The sequence below is a fragment of the Streptomyces sp. NPDC043908 genome, assembly GCF_056435525.1.
Genome location: NZ_JBWKEI010000003.1, coordinates 223,416 through 242,340, shown reverse-complemented (window position 1 = coordinate 242,340; position 18,925 = coordinate 223,416). Strand labels below are relative to the sequence as shown.

Below are 18,925 nucleotides of genomic sequence, written 5' to 3'. Positions count from 1 at the left end.
CGCGACGAAGACAAGATAAAAAACCTTCGACGGTCCCTAAGGAGGGAAAAGAGCCAAAAAAAAGGGGACCCTACGCAGCAAAAAGAAAACGTTCCTGGGGGGGCGGGGGGGGGGCCCCCCCCCCCCCCCCCCCCCGCCGCACACCCTGATGGGACGCCCCGTGGGCGGGCGCTCCCCCGAGGTGTCGACAGGCCGTCGGCGGGCACCCGGTGCGCATGAATGAGACGCGGGCAACCGGGGGATCGTATTGGATCGAGACCGCTCCCGGCGGCACTCCCCTCCCACCCCTGGGCCAGGACACCGAAGCCGATGTGGTCGTCATCGGAGCGGGCATCGCCGGTCTGAGCACGGCGCGTGAACTCGCCCGCGCCGGGCGCGGTGTGGTGGTCGTCGAAGCCGGCCGGATCGCCCAGGGCGTCACCGGCCACACCACGGCCAAACTCAGCGCCCTGCACAGCCTGTCGTACGCCCGGCTGCTGCGCACCCGTGACGCGGAGGCCGCCCAGCTGTACGCGCGCTCGCAGACCGACGCCCTGGAACACGCCGCCGCCGTCGTGAACGACCTCGGCATCGACTGCGACTGGGAACGCGTCCCGGCCTACACCTATCTGCGCGACACCAGGCGCACCGGCGAACTGCGGGCCGAGGCCGAGGCGGCCCGGGCGGCGGGACTGCCCGCCGAGTACGTCCAGGAGACCGGGCTGCCGTATCCCGTGGCGGGCGCCGTACGGCTGGCGGACCAGGTCCAGTTCCACCCGCGCAAATACCTCCTGGCGCTCGTCGACGACCTGCTCGCCCACGGCGGCAGGATCTACGAACACACCACCGTCGTCGGCCTCGACGAGGGCGAGCCCTGCCGCGTCACCACCGATACGGGAGTGACCGTCACGGCCCGCGACGTCGTCGTGGCCACCCACTACCCCATCTTCGACCGGGCCCTGCTCTTCACCCGCCTGTCCACGCACCGTGAACTCGTCGTGGCCGCGCCCATCGCCGCCGACCGGGACCCGGGAGGCATGTACATCACCCCCGAGCTCAACACCCGCTCGGTGCGGACCGCGCCCTATGAGGACGGGCAGCGGCTGCTGATCGTCACCGGCGAGAGCTTCACGCCCGGCGCGGCCGACACGCCCGCGCGGTTCGAGCAGCTCGCCGAGTGGGCGCGCCAGCACTTCCCCGGCATCACCATCACCCACCGCTGGGCCGCCCAGGACACCGACCCCACCGACCAGGTGCCCATGGTCGGGCGCCTCCATCCGCGGGCCTCGCACGCGTATGTGGCCACCGGGTTCGGCGGCTGGGGCATGAGCGGCGGCATCATGGCGAGCCGCCTCCTCACCTCGCAGATCACCGGCGAACCGCTTCCCTGGAGCGGTCTGTACGACCCGACGCGCGTCCTCAGCGCCGTACGCCAGGCTCCCGCGTTCCTCCAGCACCAGGCGAAGGTCGCGCGCCACTTCGTGGGCGACCGGCTGCGCCCGCCGCAGGTCCAGGACGTCTCCGACATCGAACCGGGCGACGGGGCCGTGGTCCGCGTGAACGGCGAGCGGTGCGCGGTCTACCGCGACGAACAAGGCGAGGCACACGCCGTGTCGGCGCGCTGCACGCACATGGGTTGCCTGGTCGCCTTCAACGGTGCGGAACGCACCTGGGAGTGCCCGTGCCACGGCTCCCGCTTCGACACCGACGGCAAGGTGATCCAGGGCCCCGCGACGCGTCCGCTGGGGCAGCGGAAGGTGTGACGGCGCCGGCCCTTGGCCGGGTCGACAGGGAAAGCCCCCCACGGCAGTGCCGTGGGGGGCTTTCCGCTCTCCGAACAGAGCCGTCGGAGCCGCTGGGTCAGCGCAGCAGGGCCGGCCGGTTCCAGTGGCGGTGTGCGGCGACGGCCTCGGTGAACTTTTCGGCGAACTCCTCGCCACCGGAGGAAGGCCGGGCCGTGGGATCGGTGACCACACCGTGGTCGGCGGCGACGCCCCGGCCCTTGTCGATGGAGATGCCCAGGCGGTCCAGGAGGGCGACCGCCGAGCCGAGGGCGCCGATCGGCTTGCCGTGCCGGTAGGCGTCCCGGACGAAGCGGACGGCTGCCTCCTCGGTGATCAGCGGGGAGTCGCCGGGCGGGCCGTCCGGCAGCAGGACCGCGTCGTAGAGCACCGAGGCGACGGTCGGCAGGGCCCGGTCGACGACATAGCCACTACCGTCCAGGCCGGTGATCTTCCCGTCGTGCGGGGCGATGGCCTCCACGATCGCGCCCTGCGACGTCAGTGCCTCACGGATCGGCGCGAGGTGTTCCGTCTCCAGCCCGTCCGCCACCAGCAGCGCGATCCGGCGGGTGCTGAGGGATCCCGGGCCGCGCAGCGACTCCAGACTGAGCGCGGGGGAACTCCCCTTGTACCGGTCCGTGCCCTGGCTCGGTACGGGGACACCGATGCCCTCGGCCACCTCCCGGGCCAGCCTCCCGTCCACCGAGGCCAGCACCTCGACGGTGCGGGCACGGACGCTCATCGCCTCGACCTTGCCCAGCTCGAAGCGGAAGGCCTCGACGATGTGCTGCTTCTCCCAGTCGCTCATGCTGTTCCAGAACAGCGCGGCCTGGCTGTAGTGGTCCTGGAAACTGGCGCTGCGGCGGCGGATCTTCTCCCCGTCCACGCGTTCGGCGTGGTGCCGGTAGGCGTCCGCGTTGCCGCCCGCGACCGCGGGGCAGCCCCCGCCGAGCGAGTTGGGGGTGTAGCTGGTGGCGCCGGAGTGGACCACGCCCTGGTGCGGGCCGTCGCGATGGTTGGTGCGGACGGGCGCGAGCGGCTGGTTCACCGGCAGCTGGGAGAAGTTGGGGCCGCCCAGGCGCAGCAGCTGGGTGTCCAGGTAGGAGAAGTTACGGGCCTGGAGCAACGGGTCGTTGGTGAAGTCGATACCGGGCACCACGTTGGCCGTGTGGAAGGCGACCTGCTCGGTCTCGGCGAAGAAGTTCTGCGGGTTGCGGTCGAGGACCATCCGGCCGATGGGGCGGACGGGCACCAGCTCCTCGGGAATCAGCTTGGTGGCGTCCAGCAGATCGAAGTCGAAGGCGAACTCGTCCTCCTCCGGCACGAGTTGGACGCCCAGCTCCCACTCGGGGAAGGCGCCCGCCTCGATCGCCTGCCACAGGTCGCGGCGGTTGAAGTCCGGATCGCGCCCCTGGCACTCCTGGGCCTCGTCCCACACCAGCGAGTGGACGCCGAGCTTCGGCTTCCAGTGGAGCTTGGCGAAGGTGCCCTTCCCGTTCGCGTCGACGAAGCGGAAGGTGTGCACCCCGAAGCCCTGCATCATCCGGTAGCTGCGCGGGATGGCCCGGTCCGACATCAGCCACATGATGGCGTGCAGCGTCTCCGGCTGGAGCGACACGAAGTCCCACAGGGTGTCGTGGGCGGAGGCGCCGGTGGGTATCTCGTTGTGCGGTTCGGGCTTCAGCGCGTGCACGAAGTCGGGGAACTTGATGCCGTCCTGGATGAAGAAGACCGGGACGTTGTTGCCCACCAGGTCGTAATTGCCCTGCGAGGTATAGAACTTCGTGGCGAATCCGCGGATGTCCCGTACGGTGTCGGCCGATCCGCGCGGGCCCTGAACGGTCGAGAACCGGACGAACACCGGTGTCCTGACGTCGGGGTCCTGGAGGAACGCAGCCTGGGTGAAGTCCGCGCAGGACTCGTACGGCTGGAAATACCCGTAGGCACCCGCGCCGCGGGCGTGCACCACGCGCTCCGGAATGCGTTCGTGGTCGAAGTGGGTGAGCTTCTCGCGGAAGTGGAAGTCCTCCAGCAGGGTGGGTCCGCGTTCACCCACCCGCAGGGAGTCGTCGGTGTGGTCCACGACGACTCCCTGGTCGGTGGTGAGCGGGCCCGATGCCGGGTCGTGCGCCCGGAAGGCGTCACGCTGCGTCCGCTTGGGGTCGGTCACCGAACGGTCCTCCCGGCCTTGTCGAACTCGGTTGTCAGTGCCTTGCAGAAGGCGGGCAGATCGTCGGGCTTGCGGCTGGTGATCAGGACGTTCGCCCCGTGGTCGCAGACCTTCACCTCTTCGTCGACCCACTCACCGCCGGCGTTGCGGATGTCCGTACGCAGACTCGGCCAGGACGTCAGGACCCGTCCGCGCACCACGTCGGCCTCCACCAGCGTCCAGGGCGCGTGACAGATCGCCGCGACCGGCTTGCCCAGGTCGAAGAACGCCTTGGCGAACGCCACGGCCTTCTCGTCGAGCCGCAGGAAGTCGGGGTTGGCGACGCCGCCGGGAAGGACGAGGCCGTCGAACCGCGCCGCGTCCGCCTCGCCGACGACCTCGTCGACCGGGAACGTATCCGCCTTGTCGAGGTGGTTGAACGCCTGGATCTCCCCCTTCTCGGTGGAGACCAGCACGGGTTCACCACCCGCGGCGCGCACCGCCTGCCACGGCTCGGTCAGCTCTTTCTGTTCCACGCCCTCGGGCGCGACGAGGAATGCGATCCGCATGTGTACTCGGTCCTTTCGTGTGCGTGTGCCTGTCCGTGCCCCGGACCGTCAGCCGGTCGACAGCGCTTCCAGGAGGTCCCCGACCTCCGGCGACGGCAGCGAGCGGGCCACGTCGGCCAGGGCGACCATGCCGACCAGGGTGTGGCCGTCGATGACGGGCAGCCGCCGGACCTGGTGGGTCCTCATCGTCCGGAAGATCTCGTCCACGTCGTCATCGGCGCCGATGGTGACGGCCTCGCCCTGGGCGAGGTCACCGGCCGTCGTCGCGGCGGGGTCCTTGCCGGCGCCCAGCACCTTGACGACGATGTCACGGTCCGTGATGACGCCCTTCAGACGGTTGTCGCTGCCGCAGATGGGCAGCGCGCCCACGCCGAGCTCGGTGAGCTTGACGGCCGCCTCCAGGACGGACTCCGTCGCCGAGGCGCACTGGGCGCCGGGCGTCATGATGTCGCGTGCGGTGGTCATGTGCCTGCTCCTCACTTCCGTGTGCGGCGCGTTGGTCTGTCGGCCGCCGGGTGCCCCGGACCGCCCACCGGATAACGCGCCGAACGGGCCAGGTCGTCGATCGGCGGAAAGGGCCCGCTCCGGCGCGGCCGGAAAGGGGCCCGTCGCCCGCGCCGACGCCCCGGCCACCCCGCTCAGCGATCGCGATCGCCGGTCGGCGATTCCTGCTGGGTGCCCGCCGTGCGCGTACCGGAGTTCCCGTAGCCGTGCAGTCCGTGCGGCTTCAGCCGCTCGCCGTCCTGCGGTACGGCGTCCGGCTCGCGCTGCTCGACGATCTCGCCCACCGGCCCGGACTCGGGGAGCCGGGGCTGCTCCTCCGGACGCGGCACCCGGGCCCGCCGCTTGCGCTGCCCACGCCACACCAGGGCGATGAGCAGCGCCACGAGGAGCACACCGACAACGAAGGGAGCCACGCCGACCGCCAGGTCCCGTGACGCGGCCAGTTCTGTGTTGCGCAAAGTCATGACTGGCGGATACCCGGCAGCCGTGCACGAAACGGTGGTGGGTGAATTCGCCCCCACTGAGTCCCCGACGCACTCCTCCCGCACCTGGCACAGCGCGCCGAGTGAATACGGTTCACACAGCGCCGGGCGGGTACCCGCAGGCCATGCTCACGTTTGGGGTCGAAGAAGAGTATCTCCTGGTGCATCCCACCACCGGGCTGCCGGTTGCGCGCTCCGAAGGTGTACGGGCAGCCGCCGGACTGGGGCCCGCCGTCGACGAGGACGAGGTCCAGCCCGAGCTGCTCCAGGCCCAGGTGGAGGTGGCCACGCCGGTCTGCCAGGCGCTGGAGGAGCTCGGCGGCCATCTGCTGCGGCTGCGGCACGCGGTCGGGTCCGCCGCCGAGGGCCTCGACTGCCGGCTCGCCGCGGTCGGGGCGGCCCCCGACGTGGGAGAGACTCCCGTGCCCGTCACCGAGCGCCCGCGCTACCGGGCCATGCACATCAACGCGGGGCAACTGGTCGACGAGCAGCTGATCAACGGCATGCACGTGCACGTGGGGGTTCCGGACCGCGAGGTGGGTGTCGCGGTCCTCAACCGTATCCGCGTCTGGCTGCCCACCCTGCTCGCCCTGTCGGTCAACTCCCCGCTGTGGGACGGCCACGAGACCGGATTCGCCAGCTGGCGCACCCTCGTCTTCAGCCGCTGGCCGGTCAGCGGGCCGCCGCCGCGCTTCGTCGACCTCGACGACTACGAGAGCCGCGCACAGGCACTGAAGGCGGCCGGGGCCGTCATGGACCGGGGCCAGCTGTACTGGCACGCCCGCCTCAGCGAGAACTACCCAACCGTGGAAGTCCGGTGCCTGGACGTGCAGTTGCGGGCCGACGACGCGGTGCTGCTCGCCGCCATCGTACGAGCCCTGGTGGCCACGGCGATCCGTGAGCAGAAGGAAGGAGTGCCGGTTCCGGAGTGCCCGGGCGAGCTGTTGCAGGCGGCCACGTGGCGCGCCGCCCGGGACGGCCTGACCGGCAAGCTGGTCACGCCCGACGGGCAGTTGCGCAGGTGCGGTGATGTCCTGTGCATGCTCATGAAGCACATCGGCCCGGCGCTGGAGGCGCTGGGTGACACCCGTGAGGTGGACGCCCTGCTCCACCGGCTGCTGCGCGAGGGAACCGGGGCGGACCGGCAGCAGAAGGCCTTCGCCGAGGGCGGGATGCCCGCGGTACGGGAGCTGATCACCAGCCAGAGTCTGCTGGCCTGAGGCAGTGGTCCGGCGGCGGGGGCCCAGCGGCGAAGAACGGGAAACCGACCGGGAAGCCGACCGGACGCCGGGTCGAGAGCCGAGCCGGAAACCGACCCGGAAGCCGATCATCGGCTGCGAAGATGGAGCTGCACATCCACTTCCTGGTCGCCCGAGGCCGTACCGTCGTCGCTCACCGCGAAGGCCTGCGCGAAGGTGTCACGCAGCCGGCCGACGGCCCCGGGTCCGCCCTGCATGTTCACGGTGACGCTCTCCCCCAGCGTCACCGGTTCCACCTCGCCGGAGCGGTGGGAGGTGTCGACCATCGCGGTCCACACCGTCGGGTGCGCGGAGATGTCACGCGTCGAAGGGGCGGTGACTCCCCGCTCGGAGGCGTACCACCGGTGCAGGCTCGCGAGGACCGCTTCGGCGTCGCCGGCGGAGCAGCCGCCCAGCACGACGTGCACGTGCTGCGCCGAGGGCGCCTCGGTACCGAGGGTGGGTTCCATGATCCGTACCTCCGTCCCTCCTGATCGGTCACCAGGGTCGACGTCCCGCAGGTACCCGTAGGGCAAGGGTGAAACCGGCGCGGTGTCACTCTCTTCGCGCCGTCTCGCGTCCCGGCCGAGTGATCGCGTGGGAGCGGGGTACCCGCTGTCCGCAGAAGACCCCGATACCCACCAGAGACGCAGGAGGCAGTGCATGTCGCAGGTAGAGCAGTCCGTCGAGGTGGCCGTCCCGGTTCGCACCGCGTATGACCAGTGGACCCAGTTCGAGTCCTTCCCCCAGTTCATGGACGGCGTCGAGCGCATCGAGCAGCGCACCTCCACCCTCACCCACTGGGTGACGAGCGTGGACGGCGTGAAGCGGGAGTTCGACGCCGAGATCACCGAGCAGATCCCGGACGAGCGCGTCGCCTGGACCACCGTCGGCGGCGATGTCCGCCAGGCGGGTGTGGTGACGTTCCACCGCATCGACGACAACACCACCAAGGTGATGCTTCAGATGGAGTACGACCCCGAGGGCCTGGCCGAGACGGTCGGCGACAAGCTCGGGTTCGTGAAGCGCCAGGTGAGCGGTGACCTGAAGCGGTTCAAGGAGTTCATCGAGTCCCGCGGCGCCGAGACCGGCGCGTGGCGCGGACAGGTCTGAGACAGCCCCGGAATCCGCTCCCGGAACACATGCCCGACCCCCTGCTGCGCCCACCCGGACAGCAGGGGGTCGGGCACGTTGCGGTGGCACCACCGCCGGAAATGCTTTTCGTGCGGCGAGGGCAGCCCCGTACGGTGGCGCGATGACGACTCGGATGATCATTCTCAACGGCGGTTCCAGCGCGGGGAAGTCCGGGATCGTACGGTGCCTCCAGGCCGTACTCCCCGATCCGTGGCTGGCGTTCGGGTGCGACTCGTACGTCGACGCCCTGCCCGCGAGGATGCGGAGCTCGGCCGGAGGGATCACGATCGGCGCGGACGGCGGGGTGAGTGTCGGGGCGGACTTCCTGGCGCTGGAGGCGGCCTGGCGCGAGGGCGTCGCGACCATGGTCCGCGCGGGCGCCCGAGTGATCATCGACGACGTGTTCCTCGGCGGCGCCGACTCCCAGCAGCGGTGGCGGAAGGCCCTCGGCGGACTGCCGGCGCTGTGGGTGGGCGTCAGGTGCGACGCCGCCGTGGCCGCGGGCCGCGAGCTGGCCCGCGGAGACCGCGTACGGGGAATGGCCGCGGCACAGGCGACGGCGGTGCACAAAGGCGTGACGTACGACCTGGAGGTGGACACCACACACACCGAGTCCCTGGTGTGTGCGCGAACGATCGCCGCCCACGCGGCCTGACCGCAGGCAGAACCGGCCTCCGTCACGGCCCGGCCGCTTCACCCGCCCAGGTGCGCCAGGAGTCCTTGGGCGGTGGGATAGGGCCGCTCCGGGGGCAGGAGTTCGCGGGCGGTTTTCAGGGATCCGTCCCGTACGTGGGCGTGGATCGTGCGGGCCAGTGGGGTCACGTCCTTGATGGACACGATCCACTCGTCGGCGTAGAGGTGTGCCGCCTCGCCGGAGAGGCCAAGCTGGAGCGAGCGGTGGGGCAGGGGCTGGAGGCGCAGGTCGCGTTCGGGGTCCCACTGCACCCGTGCCGGAGCCCGCTTCAGCTGGCGCTTCCACTCGGCGTGGTCGGCATGCAGGTCCTGCACGTAGTGGGAGAGGCAGGCGTGTGCCAGGGCCCACGCGAAACCCTGCCGGGTGATCTCCACGGCCAGGACGGTCTCCTGGCCTTCCTTGGTGCCCCATCCGCAGCGGTACATCATCCACAGGAACGAAGGCTTGATCCAGGTCATCCGGTCCCGTTGCCACGCCTCCGGGAACCGGCCCTCCCGGGCCGCGGGCAGGCCGATCCCGGGGGCGTACGCCTGGTAGACGGTGATGGTCGAGTCGGTGTACTGGGCCCGGATCTGGTGCTTCGGTTCGTCCATGATCAGTAGAGTGGAGACACCGCTTCACGTACGCCATCGAATATCGAATTACGGGGCCCCGCAGAGCGATGGGGGCGGCGTCATGTGACGCTCACCGTCTGCTCCTCCTTCCCCTGCCGCGCCACCGTCCCCTTCCGCCGCGGCAGCAGCAGCAGCGGAGTGGCCAGCAACAGGACCCCCGCCCCCGCGATCGCCGTGCGGGGGCTGGTGGTGGCCGCCAGCAGGCCCCACGCGGCGGTCAGCGCCGCGATCGCCGCGCTGCTGCTGATCGACCACGCGGCCAGCGTGCGGGCCAGCTTGTCGGGGTCGGTGTGTTCGAGGCGGTAGGTGGCCAGCAGCGGGTTGAACAGGCCGCAGCACGTCACCAGGCCCAGCTGGACGGTGATGATCAGGACGATTCCGGGCGCGCCGGGGCCGACGAAGGCCAGTCCGACGGGCCAGCACGCGCGCAGCACCCCTGCCGTGAGCATCACCCTGTGCTGCCCGTAGCGGGCCGCGAGGGGGCGGGCGAGACGGGAGCCGATCAGACCGCCGACGCACGGGGAGGCGAACACGAGCCCGTACTGCCAGGGCGCGTATCCGAGACGGTCCAGCAGGAGGACGGCCATCAGCGGCTCGGCGACCATGATCAGGCCGTTGACCGCGAGGGTGTTGAGGAACAGCGGGCGCAGGGTGGGGTGGCTCAGGATGTGGCGCCACCCTTCGAGGAGGTCGCCCGCGCGCAGCCGTGGTGCGGCGGCTCGTGCCGGGGGCGGTTCGGTCCCGCCGATGGCGCGGATGCCCAGGGCCGAGAGCAGATAGCTGACCGCGTCCGCGATCACGGTCGTCACCGGGCCGAGCAGTCCGATCGCGGCGCCGCCGAGCGGGGGGCCGACCGTGGTCGCGGTCCACGTCGTGGACTCGAAGCGGCTGTTCGCGACGAGCAGGTCCTCCGGTGGTACGAGCGATTTGAGGTACGCGCCGGAGGCCGCCCTGAAGGCGATGTCGGCCGCGGCGGTCACCACGGAGACGACCAGGAGCTGGACGAAGGTGAGGCGGCCGAGCGCGAACGCCAGGGGGACGCTCATCAGGACCGCGAACCGGATCAGGTCCATCGCCACCATCACCGGCCGCTTGCGGCGGAACTCCATCCACGGCCCCAGCGGAACCGCGACCAGCGCGCCCACCGCCCGCCCCGCCGCGGCCAGCGCCGCCACCTGGACCGGCCCGCAGTGCAGCACGACGACCGCGAGCAGGGGGAACGCGCCGAAGCCGAGCCCCGAGCCGTACGCGCTGACCGCGAACGCCGCCCACAACCATCCGAAGCGCCGCCCCAGCGCCCGTCCACCCCGCATGCCCCGCCACGCCCCTCGCCCACTCCGTACAACCCCGCGCCGACCTCCGGCATCAAAGCGAGGAGCGGACGTCGAAAGCAAACAACCGTACAGCCCCGACGGCACAACCGATGGTTGTCCCCCTACGATCGCGGACGTGGACCTCGACGCTGTGCGCACCTTCGTGACGGTTGCCGACGGAGGGCGCTTCCAGGACGCCGCCGCGGCGCTGTCGGTCACCCAGCAGGCCGTCTCGAAACGGATCGCCACGCTGGAGAAGAGCCTCGGCGTGCGCCTGTTCACGCGGGGCGCGCGGGGCGCCACGCTCACCATCGACGGGCAGGCCTTCCTGCCCCACGCCCGCGACCTCCTGCGGGCCGAGGAGCGGGCTCTGGCCTCCGTCCGGCCCGGCAGCCGGGCGCTGCGCGTCGACGTGATCGGGCGGCGGCTCGCCCCGGCCTCCCTGCTGCGCGACTTCCGCCGGGTGCATCCCGCCGCCGAGCTCGACGTCGTGACGCTCTTCGACGTGGACGCGGCCGTGGACGCCGTCCGCTCCGGCACGATCGACGCGTCCTTCCGGGCCGTCACCATGCCCGGCCGCCGCCTCCCCGACGACATCGAGGCCGCGCGGGTCTTCGACGAGCCGATCCACCTGCTCACCGGCCCGGCCCACGCACTCGCCGCCGCGCGCGCGGTCACCCCGGCCGAACTCGCCGGGCACCGGATCTGGATGCCCGGACTCGTTCCCGGCACCGAGTGGGGCGCCTACTACGACGCCCTGGCCGCCGCGTTCGCCCTCACCATCGAGATCACCGGGCCCGACTTCGGTACCGAGCCCCTGCTGGACACCATCGCCGACTCCCCGTCCCTGGCGACCTTCGTCGGCGAGCGGACCCATCTGGTCTGGCCCGCGGACCACGGTCTGCGCCGCATCGCCCTACGGGATCCGGCCCCGGTGTACCCCCACTCACTGATCTGGCACCGGGACAACACGCACCCCGCCCTCGCCGCGCTCCGCGCCGACCTCCGCACCCGGCGGGCCGGCCACTCCCCCACCGGGACGTGGGCGCCCGGCTGGGCCCAGCGCGGGACAGACGGATGACGTGACGGATGAGATGACGGTACGGATGGCATGACGGTGCCGGGCAGCCGGCCCGCCCTGCTGGCTCAGCCGGTGGTTCCCGTGCCCCTCCCCGTCCCCGCGCCGCTGCCCGTATCCGCCTTCGGGAGGGCGTCGAGCCGGGCGGCCAGGTCGGGGTGGGGCCCTGCCAGATAGGGCCGGGTGGCGGTCAGGGGATGGATGAGATCGGCCGGGTCCTCCTGGCCGAGGGCCGCGTCGAGGCGGCGGAGCGGTATCCGGGCCGCGGCGGGGAGGTCGGTGAGCGCGGTGATCTGGCCGGCGAGACGGCGCAGGTCGGCGGCGTTGTGGCGGGCCCAGGCGGCGACCGTGCGCTCGGCGGCGCGCTGTTCGCGGGTGGCCTGGACGCGCTGCTCACCGGTGCTTCCGGCGAGGCCGGGCCGGTTGCGCAGATAGCGGCGCTCGGCTGCCTGGCGGCTGGCGACGCCGAGGGGGTGGGCGAGGTCGGCCCAGCTGGCGCCGGCCTCGCGGGCGGTCTCGATCAGGCCGGTCTCCCAGCCGGCGAGCTGCTCACGGACCTGGCGCAGCAACAGCAGGGACGCCAGCGCCTGTTCCGGGCCGTCGCCGCCGATGGCGGACGTGCCGCCGGGCCCCTCGTCCCGGGCCGCGCGCAGCGCGTTGTCGATGGTCTCCAGGGCCGCCGCTGCGGCGAGGAACGAGGCCGGACTCCGGGCCTCGTCACTCGGAGAGGACGGCTGCTGAGCGCCTGCCATGGGGGCCTCCTTCCCTGCTGTCGTCCTGTCGACGACACCGTGTTTGTCATCCATTGGATGACATGGTACAACGTTTTGCGTGAGGCGCATTGGCAGGTACTGCCCGAACCTTCTGGAGGTGTTTCACGATGTTGATGCGCACCGACCCCTTCCGTGAGCTCGACCGGCTGGCCCAGCAGCTGATCACCCCGGGCAACTGGTCCCGGCCGTCCGCGATGGCGATGGACGCCTACCGCGAGGGCGACGAGTACGTGGTGGCCTTCGACCTTCCGGGCGTCAGCGCGGAGGCGATCGACATCGACGTCGAGCGGAACATGCTGACCGTCAAGGCCGAGCGCCGCCCCGTCGCGAAGGCCGACGGCGTGCAGACGGAGCTGTCGGAGCGGCCGATGGGCGCCTTCTCCCGTCAGCTCGTCCTCGCCGACACGCTCGACACCGAACGCATCAAGGCGGACTACGAGGCCGGCGTGCTGACCCTGCGCATCCCGATCGCGGAGCGCGCCAAGCCCCGCAAGATCACCGTCGGCGGGGAGTCGTCCCGCAAGGAGATCCGCGCCTGAGCCGGTCCGGGCCGGGCTGGACCCGGGCCAGGCCGGACCAGGCCGAGCCGAACCAGGCCGGACCAGGCCAGGCCGGACGGTTTGGAGGACGGACTGCCCCCCGGCCCCCCGGTCCGTCCCCCTTCCCTCCCCCGCCCGGCGCGCCGCCCCGACCGCCGGGCCCCCTCCCCGGCCCCTCACCCCCTCCCCCCTCACGTCCTCGGCGACAGAAAGGCAATGACCGCAGTGATCTCCGACCTGCAGACAGCACCGCGGCCCGCACGGGCGATGACCTACGAGCAGCTGCTGGAGAAGGTCCGCTACGAAGGCGCGTATCCGACCCGGGAGCGGGCCGAGCAAGCCGTACGGCTGGTCGTGTCGGGGCTGGGACGCCAACTGACCGGTGAGGAACGCGTCGAGCTGGCCGCCCGGCTGCCCCACGAGGCCGCGCGCGTCCTCACCGAGCAGGTGCCCGACGTGCAGCCGCTCAGCGGCTGGGCGCTGGTCAAGGACCTGGCAGGCCGCGCCGGCGCGCCCCTCGCCACCACCCGCTGGGACACCGGCTCGGTCCTGTCCGCGATCGCCGCCCTGGCCGGCCCCGAGCTCCTCACCCGCATCCTGAACCAACTCCCAGCCGGGTACGCGCTCCTGTTCGGCCGCGCCGAGCTGACCCAGGCCGCATAGGCCGGGCGGGGCGCCGCCCTCTTCTGTGTGGCCCGCGCTCCCTCCCCATCCCCACCCCGCACATCCCCCTGACCGTCGAGATCCGGCCGGAGCCGCACCACCCCACCCCGCGGCTCCGGCCGATGCGCTGCTGCCACGCTCCCGCGCCCCACGGCCGTGCGTGCCCCGCCTGTGCGTGCCCCGGCCCGCTCGTACCCCCGGCCCGCCCGTACCGGTGTCCGCCGAATGGGTCACCCGCCTCGCCCCGAACCCGCGCCCTGCTTAGGCTCCTGGTGCGGTCCGGCCCGTTCGGGGGCCGGTACGCGGCCGGGCCCGAACGCAGACGTTTTCGCACCGGGGAGCGGGGCAGGCGCGAGTCGTGCTTCGGACCGGAGGCACGCCCGCTGGACGCGTGTGTTCCGGGGTCGTCAACTCCGGACGCGCCCTGGCCACATGAGGTTCGGCGGCGTCACCCACACCCCCGACGTGCAGGAGCCCGAGCCATGCCCCACAGCCTCGCTCGCAAGCGGAACCACGACGACGCCCCTGACACCCATGACGCCTTCGCCCGGCTCAACTCCCTCGACGGGGGCCCGGAACACGACGCGCTGCGCGAGGACCTGGTGGCGCAGTGGATGCCGATGGCCCAGCGCCTGGCGGGCAAGTACCGCAACCGGGGCGCCGAGCTGGAGGACCTGTACCAGGTCGCGGCGATGGGGCTGGTGAAGGCCATCGACCGGTACGAGGTGGCGCGCGGCGCGTTCGAGGCGTACGCGATCCCGACCATCAACGGCGAACTCAAGCGTCACTTCCGCGACTCCCTGTGGGCCGTCCACGTCCCCCGCCGCGTCCAGGAGGCGCGCAACAAGGTCCGCGCGGCGCGCCGGCAGCTCCAGGCCGCGCACCCCGGCGAGCCCACCATCGCCGAGCTGGCCGCGCACTGCGGCCTCGATGAGGACGACGTCCGGGACGGGCTGGAAGCCCTGGACTCCTTCAAGAGCCTTTCCCTGGAGGCCGAGTCAGGACCCGGGAGCGGCGCCGGTGAAGGACTGTCGCTGGCCGACACCCTGGGGACGACCGAGCCCGGCTTCGACACCGTCCTCGACCGGGAGGCGGTCAAGCCCGCGTTGCGGGCGCTGCCCGAGCGCGAGTCGCAGATCCTCTACATGCGGTTCTTCAACGACATGACCCAGAGCCAGATAGCCGCTGAGCTCGGTATCTCCCAGATGCACGTCTCCCGGCTCCTCAACCGCACCTGCACCCGTGTCCGCCGCGAGGCACTCGCGGAACACGCCGCCTGACACCCGCGGCTGCTGTTGCCGCGCCGCGCCCTGCCGCAGAGGCGCGCATACGCGTACCCGTACCCGTACACGATTCACCCGGAGAGACCAGTAGACATGCCCAAGGGTCCTGTTGCCTCGAAGAATGAGGGGGCACCGGCGTCGCGCCGCGCCCCGGCAGAGAGGCCCCTCCCCATGCCAGGACCTACCCGTCGTCCGCCCGGATCAGGCCGGGGCCGTGCGCGGACCGACCAGATGCTCCGTACGCTGCTCCGGCGTCGCAAGCGCTCGTTGAGCACCGCCGACGTGATGGTCGCCGACCGGCCCCAGGTGCGCCGCGCGGTGACGGCGGCGGCCCTAGGCAACACCATGGAGTGGTTCGACTTCGGCGTCTACGCCTATCTGGCCGGCACCATGGGCAAGGTCTTCTTCCCGGCGAGCTCACCGGGCGTCCAGGTCGTCTCGACCTTCGCCACCTTCGCCGCCGCCTTCCTGGTCCGCCCGCTCGGCGGCCTGGTGTTCGGCCCGCTCGGCGACCGCATCGGCCGCCAGAAGGTGCTCGCCGCGACGATGATCATGATGGCGGCGAGCACCTTCGCCGTCGGCTTCCTCCCCACCTACGCGGCGGTCGGTGTCGCCGCTCCCCTGCTGCTCCTCCTCTGCCGGCTCGTCCAGGGCTTCTCGACGGGCGGCGAGTACGCGGGAGCCACCACCTACATCGCGGAGTACGCGCCCGACCGGCGCCGGGGCTTCCTCGGCAGCTGGCTCGACTTCGGCACCTTCGTCGGTTACGCCCTGGGGTCCGGCCTGGTCACAGTCCTCACCGCGGTGCTCGGCACCGATGGGCTGGAGGACTGGGGATGGCGGATCCCCTTCTTCGTCGCCGGACCGCTCGGCCTCATCGGCCTGTACATGCGGATGAAGCTGGAGGAGACACCGGCCTTCAAGAAGGAGGCCGCCTACGCAGCCGCGGAGAGCGCGAACCCCACGGCCGAGGAGGCTTCTCCGACGGCGAAGGGAACCCTCAAGGAGATCTTCACCCGGCACTGGCACGCGGTGCTCATCTGCATGGGTCTCGTCCTGCTGTACAACGTCACCAACTACATGGTGACCTCCTACCTCCCCACGTACATGACGGTCGCCCTGGACCAGGACGACACCACGGCGCAGTTGCTGGTGCTGTGCACCATGCTGCTCGTGGTCCTTACCATCACGACCGTGGGCCACACCTCGGACCGCTGGGGCCGCAGGCCGGTGTTCCTCGCGGGCAGTATCGCCCTCATCGTGCTGGCCGTACCGGCGTTCCTGCTCATCCGCGAGGGCGGCATCCTGTTTCCGGCCCTGGGCTGCGCGATCCTGGGCCTGCTGCTCGTCTGCTTCGCGGGCACGGCCGCCTCCACCCTGCCGGCCCTGTTCCCCACCCGGCTGCGGTACGGAGCCCTGTCCATCGCCTTCAACATCTCGGTGTCGCTCTTCGGCGGCACGACGCCCTTGTTCGCCTCCGCGCTGGTGGAAGTGACGGGCAACGACCTGGTACCGGCGTACTACCTGATGGTGGCCGGGGTCATCGGCCTCGTCTCCACGCTGTTCCTGCACGAGACGGCGGGCAAGCCACTGCGCGGCTCCGGCCCGATGGTCGAGACCCCCGACGAGGCACACCGCGTCATCGCCCACAGCCGCACGGCGGCGGGCCGCCAGGCCCGCGACATCTGGATCCGCCTCCGCCACCCCTGGGCCCGGCCACCGGGGGACCGCCACGACTGACTCGGGGCGCGCGGGCGGCCGGGCCTGCCGCATCCCGGATCGCGGTGACGCCGATCGCGTGAAGAACCGGCTGGACCGTGGTCCACGCGGTACCTAGGGTTTCCGCATGACGGACGAGCGTGAGCAGGACGTACGGGCGGCCGTGGACGGGGAGCTGCGGCTCCTCGACCCTCAGGTGCGGGCCTGCGAGGAGCGGGTGCTGGAGCTTCTCGATCCGGAGTTCACCGAGATCGGGGCATCCGGGCGCCACTGGGACCGGAACTCGATCCTGGCGGCGACGGGCGACGGCACGGTGTCCGACGACGCGCCGGTCCACGTCGCGGAGATGTCCGGCGTCGTCCTCGCCCCGGGCGTGGTCCATCTGACGTACGCCACCGAGCACGCGGGCCGTCGGGCGCGGCGGAGTTCGCTGTGGCGCCTGACGGAGTCAGGATGGCGCCTGTACTTCCACCAGGGCACGCCGGGCGGCTGAGCCCCGGACGGGGTGGCTTCGAGGAGCCGTTCACCCCGTCTCGCGCAGGGCGTCGACCGCCCCCTTGGACAGCTCCACCCGTACCAGCGCGGCCGCCAGCTTCGGCAGGTCCTCCGCGGCGACGAGCTCCGCAAGCCCCTCGGGCGTCCCGGGCAGACCCAGCTCGCCCGCGGCGTGCCGCGCCCGGTCGTCGAACGCGGGGCGCAGCTCGGGCCACACGCCCTGGGCCTCCCGGCAGAAGATGTCGGCCCCGACCGGCCCGATCCGGGGGAACTCCCGCAGCAGCTCGCGCACCCGGACGGGATCGCCGTCGGCCTTCTCGCGCAGCCGTCGCAGGTCTCCGCCGTACCGGTCCATCAGAAGCTCGGCTCCGGCGCCGAGGGCGGTGGCCGTGCTCTCGTCGTAGCGGCGGTAGTGCGCGCGGCCGAGCGCGTCCACGCGGTCCTGCCAGGAGGCCGCGAGCATCGCCTGGGGCGTACGCATCCCGGCCCCGAACAGCTCACGGGCCGCGGCGACCGCGATGTCGGCCTTGATCCGGACGGAGAACAGCACGCACAGAGTCAGCAGCTGGTACAGCGGGGGCGGCGTGTCCCGCAGGTGGATGCCCGCTTCCTCCGCGTGGGTTTTTCCGTACTCCTGCAACAGGCGCTCGGCCGTGACGCGCGGTGCCATGGTGCTCCTTCCGCCGCAGTGGGGACCAAGGGGTCACGTCAGGTCGGGTCGGGTCGGGTCAGGTCTGATCCGGGCGGGATACGGGGCCCTCGCGGTGGGGAGGCGGGGCGCCCAAGGTTCTCCGGTTCTTTCGCCGGTCACCCGCCCGAGTACCCCTCTCCCCCCAACCATCACACGCGTGACAGGCGGTGGCTCGGGGAAACGGACGCCAAGCCGTCCCCGGCCGTCCCCGGCCGTCCCCGGACGCCTCCGGGCGCCCGCCGGGTCCCCGCCGAACGGCCCATCCGGCTCGCCGCCCCGCGCTTCGCTCCGCCTGTCGCCGGTACCAGGGGGCAGGCTGGACAGCGTCAGCGCGTGCCCCAGGCCCTGTGTACGGAAGGACCCGCCCCATGCAGACGGTCACCTTGAACAACGGTGTCGAGATGCCGATCCTCGGCTTCGGCGTCTACCAGATCCCGGCCGAGGAGACCGAACAGGCCGTCACCGACGCCCTCGCCGCCGGTTACCGCTCGCTCGACACCGCCGCCGCCTACCGGAACGAGGAGGCCGTGGGGCGGGCCATCAGGAGCAGTGGCATCCCGCGCGACGACCTGTTCGTCACCACCAAACTGTGGGTCTCCGACGCCGGTGAGGACAGGGCCAGGCGCGCCTTCGAGACCTCGCTGCGCAAGCTCGGCCTGGACCACCTCGACCTGTATCTGATCCACCAGCCCTACGGCGACGTCTACGGCTCCTGGCGGGCCATGGAGAGCCTGCACCACAAGGGGCTCGTCCGGGCCATCGGCGTGTCCAACTTCTACCCCGACCGGCTCGTGGACCTCATCGACCACAACGAGATCACACCGGCGGTCAACCAGGTCGAGACGCACCCCTTCCACCAGCGCACCTCCGATCAGGAGCTGATGCGCCGGCGCCGGGTCCAGATCGAGTCGTGGGGGCCGTTCGCCGAGGGGCGCAACAACCTCTTCACCCACCCCGTACTCGTCGGGATCGCCACCGCGCACGGCAAGTCCGTGGCCCAAGTCGTCCTGCGCTGGCTCATCCAGCGGGAGGTCGTGGTCATCCCCAAGTCGGTCCGCGCCGAGCGCATGGCGGAGAACTTCGACGTCTTCGACTTCCAGCTCACGGCCGACCAGATGGCGGCGGTCGCCACCCTGGACACCGGGGCCTCGCTCTTCTTCGACCACCGCGACCCGGTGATGGTCGGCCGGCTCGGCAACAGCACCCTCGACGACTGACCGGCGGGCC

The 18,925-nt window shown here is 71.7% G+C and carries 20 protein-coding genes; 11 read left to right on the top strand and 9 right to left on the bottom strand.

Features of this window, described 5'->3' with window-relative positions:
* The first annotated feature begins 215 nt into the window (after nt 1-215).
* Nucleotides 216-1,742, top strand: coding sequence for an FAD-dependent oxidoreductase (locus AC069K_RS09120; RefSeq protein ID WP_365114534.1), 1,527 nt, complete (start codon nt 216-218; stop codon nt 1,740-1,742).
* A gap of 97 nt (nt 1,743-1,839) precedes the next feature.
* Here AC069K_RS09120 and AC069K_RS09115 read toward each other — a convergent pair whose 3' ends face one another.
* The 4 genes from AC069K_RS09115 to AC069K_RS09100 all read right to left on the bottom strand — a co-directional run bounded on the left by AC069K_RS09115 (nt 1,840) and on the right by AC069K_RS09100 (nt 5,446).
* Nucleotides 1,840-3,930: a catalase gene (locus tag AC069K_RS09115; protein ID WP_478613792.1), complete on the bottom strand. Its 2,091-nt coding sequence runs from the start codon at nt 3,928-3,930 to the stop codon at nt 1,840-1,842.
* On the bottom strand, nt 3,927-4,478 hold the full coding sequence (locus AC069K_RS09110; RefSeq protein WP_478613789.1) for a type 1 glutamine amidotransferase domain-containing protein: 552 nt from the start codon (nt 4,476-4,478) through the stop codon (nt 3,927-3,929). The genes AC069K_RS09115 and AC069K_RS09110 overlap by 4 nt, the downstream gene beginning before the upstream one ends.
* 48 nt (nt 4,479-4,526) lie before the next feature.
* Nucleotides 4,527-4,943 (bottom strand): CBS domain-containing protein, encoded by a 417-nt coding sequence (locus tag AC069K_RS09105; protein ID WP_358830926.1) that lies wholly within the window; start codon nt 4,941-4,943, stop codon nt 4,527-4,529.
* Nucleotides 4,944-5,116: 173 nt separating this feature from the next.
* A complete protein-coding gene (locus AC069K_RS09100; protein WP_358830927.1) occupies nt 5,117-5,446 on the bottom strand; it encodes a DUF6479 family protein in 330 nt (109 codons plus the stop codon).
* 143 nt (nt 5,447-5,589) lie between these two features.
* Here AC069K_RS09100 and AC069K_RS09095 point away from each other — a divergent pair, with 143 nt between their 5' ends.
* Nucleotides 5,590-6,684 (top strand): carboxylate-amine ligase, encoded by a 1,095-nt coding sequence (locus AC069K_RS09095; protein ID WP_365114527.1) that lies wholly within the window; start codon nt 5,590-5,592, stop codon nt 6,682-6,684.
* Nucleotides 6,685-6,791: 107 nt separating this feature from the next.
* Here the strand turns inward: AC069K_RS09095 and AC069K_RS09090 are convergent, their stop codons facing one another.
* The gene (locus tag AC069K_RS09090) at nt 6,792-7,172 is read right to left on the bottom strand and encodes a hypothetical protein (RefSeq protein ID WP_365114525.1); all 381 of its coding nucleotides are present in this window, start codon (nt 7,170-7,172) and stop codon (nt 6,792-6,794) included.
* 193 nt (nt 7,173-7,365) lie between these two features.
* Here AC069K_RS09090 and AC069K_RS09085 point away from each other — a divergent pair, with 193 nt between their 5' ends.
* Both AC069K_RS09085 and cpt read left to right on the top strand, forming a co-directional pair.
* A complete protein-coding gene (locus AC069K_RS09085; protein ID WP_478613782.1) occupies nt 7,366-7,815 on the top strand; it encodes an SRPBCC family protein in 450 nt (149 codons plus the stop codon).
* A 142-nt stretch (nt 7,816-7,957) separates the two neighbouring features.
* Nucleotides 7,958-8,491, top strand: a complete 534-nt coding sequence (gene cpt / locus AC069K_RS09080; RefSeq protein ID WP_478613779.1) for a chloramphenicol phosphotransferase CPT — start codon at nt 7,958-7,960, stop codon at nt 8,489-8,491.
* A 38-nt stretch (nt 8,492-8,529) separates the two neighbouring features.
* Here the strand turns inward: cpt and AC069K_RS09075 are convergent, their stop codons facing one another.
* Both AC069K_RS09075 and AC069K_RS09070 read right to left on the bottom strand, forming a co-directional pair.
* Nucleotides 8,530-9,123 carry a DUF4291 domain-containing protein gene (locus tag AC069K_RS09075; RefSeq protein ID WP_478613776.1) on the bottom strand — a complete coding sequence of 198 codons (594 nt, stop codon included), beginning with the start codon at nt 9,121-9,123 and terminating at the stop codon, nt 8,530-8,532.
* An 80-nt stretch (nt 9,124-9,203) separates the two neighbouring features.
* Nucleotides 9,204-10,457 carry an MFS transporter gene (locus tag AC069K_RS09070; RefSeq protein ID WP_478613772.1) on the bottom strand — a complete coding sequence of 418 codons (1,254 nt, stop codon included), beginning with the start codon at nt 10,455-10,457 and terminating at the stop codon, nt 9,204-9,206.
* A gap of 136 nt (nt 10,458-10,593) precedes the next feature.
* On the opposite strand from AC069K_RS09070, the gene AC069K_RS09065 reads away from it, so the two are divergent.
* The gene (locus AC069K_RS09065; protein WP_478613770.1) at nt 10,594-11,538 is read left to right on the top strand and encodes a LysR family transcriptional regulator; all 945 of its coding nucleotides are present in this window, start codon (nt 10,594-10,596) and stop codon (nt 11,536-11,538) included.
* Nucleotides 11,539-11,603: 65 nt separating this feature from the next.
* Here the strand turns inward: AC069K_RS09065 and AC069K_RS09060 are convergent, their stop codons facing one another.
* A complete protein-coding gene (locus tag AC069K_RS09060) occupies nt 11,604-12,287 on the bottom strand; it encodes a type III effector protein (protein WP_365112691.1) in 684 nt (227 codons plus the stop codon).
* Nucleotides 12,288-12,415: 128 nt separating this feature from the next.
* On the opposite strand from AC069K_RS09060, the gene AC069K_RS09055 reads away from it, so the two are divergent.
* From AC069K_RS09055 to AC069K_RS09035, 5 genes are all read left to right on the top strand, one after another.
* Nucleotides 12,416-12,847: an Hsp20/alpha crystallin family protein gene (locus tag AC069K_RS09055; protein WP_478613766.1), complete on the top strand. Its 432-nt coding sequence runs from the start codon at nt 12,416-12,418 to the stop codon at nt 12,845-12,847.
* 216 nt (nt 12,848-13,063) lie between these two features.
* Nucleotides 13,064-13,510, top strand: a complete 447-nt coding sequence (locus AC069K_RS09050; RefSeq protein ID WP_365112686.1) for a DUF2267 domain-containing protein — start codon at nt 13,064-13,066, stop codon at nt 13,508-13,510.
* Between the two features lie 482 nt (nt 13,511-13,992).
* Nucleotides 13,993-14,790 (top strand): SigB/SigF/SigG family RNA polymerase sigma factor, encoded by a 798-nt coding sequence (locus AC069K_RS09045; protein WP_365112684.1) that lies wholly within the window; start codon nt 13,993-13,995, stop codon nt 14,788-14,790.
* A gap of 234 nt (nt 14,791-15,024) precedes the next feature.
* On the top strand, nt 15,025-16,533 hold the full coding sequence (gene proP, locus AC069K_RS09040) for a glycine betaine/L-proline transporter ProP (protein WP_365112681.1): 1,509 nt from the start codon (nt 15,025-15,027) through the stop codon (nt 16,531-16,533).
* Nucleotides 16,534-16,639: 106 nt separating this feature from the next.
* On the top strand, nt 16,640-17,005 hold the full coding sequence (locus tag AC069K_RS09035) for a nuclear transport factor 2 family protein (protein WP_478613761.1): 366 nt from the start codon (nt 16,640-16,642) through the stop codon (nt 17,003-17,005).
* A 30-nt stretch (nt 17,006-17,035) separates the two neighbouring features.
* Here AC069K_RS09035 and AC069K_RS09030 read toward each other — a convergent pair whose 3' ends face one another.
* A complete protein-coding gene (locus AC069K_RS09030) occupies nt 17,036-17,677 on the bottom strand; it encodes an HhH-GDP family DNA glycosylase (protein ID WP_478613759.1) in 642 nt (213 codons plus the stop codon).
* Nucleotides 17,678-18,066: 389 nt separating this feature from the next.
* Between AC069K_RS09030 and AC069K_RS09025 the strand changes: the two genes are divergently transcribed.
* Nucleotides 18,067-18,915: an aldo/keto reductase gene (locus tag AC069K_RS09025; protein ID WP_478613756.1), complete on the top strand. Its 849-nt coding sequence runs from the start codon at nt 18,067-18,069 to the stop codon at nt 18,913-18,915.
* Nucleotides 18,916-18,925: the final 10 nt, after the last annotated feature.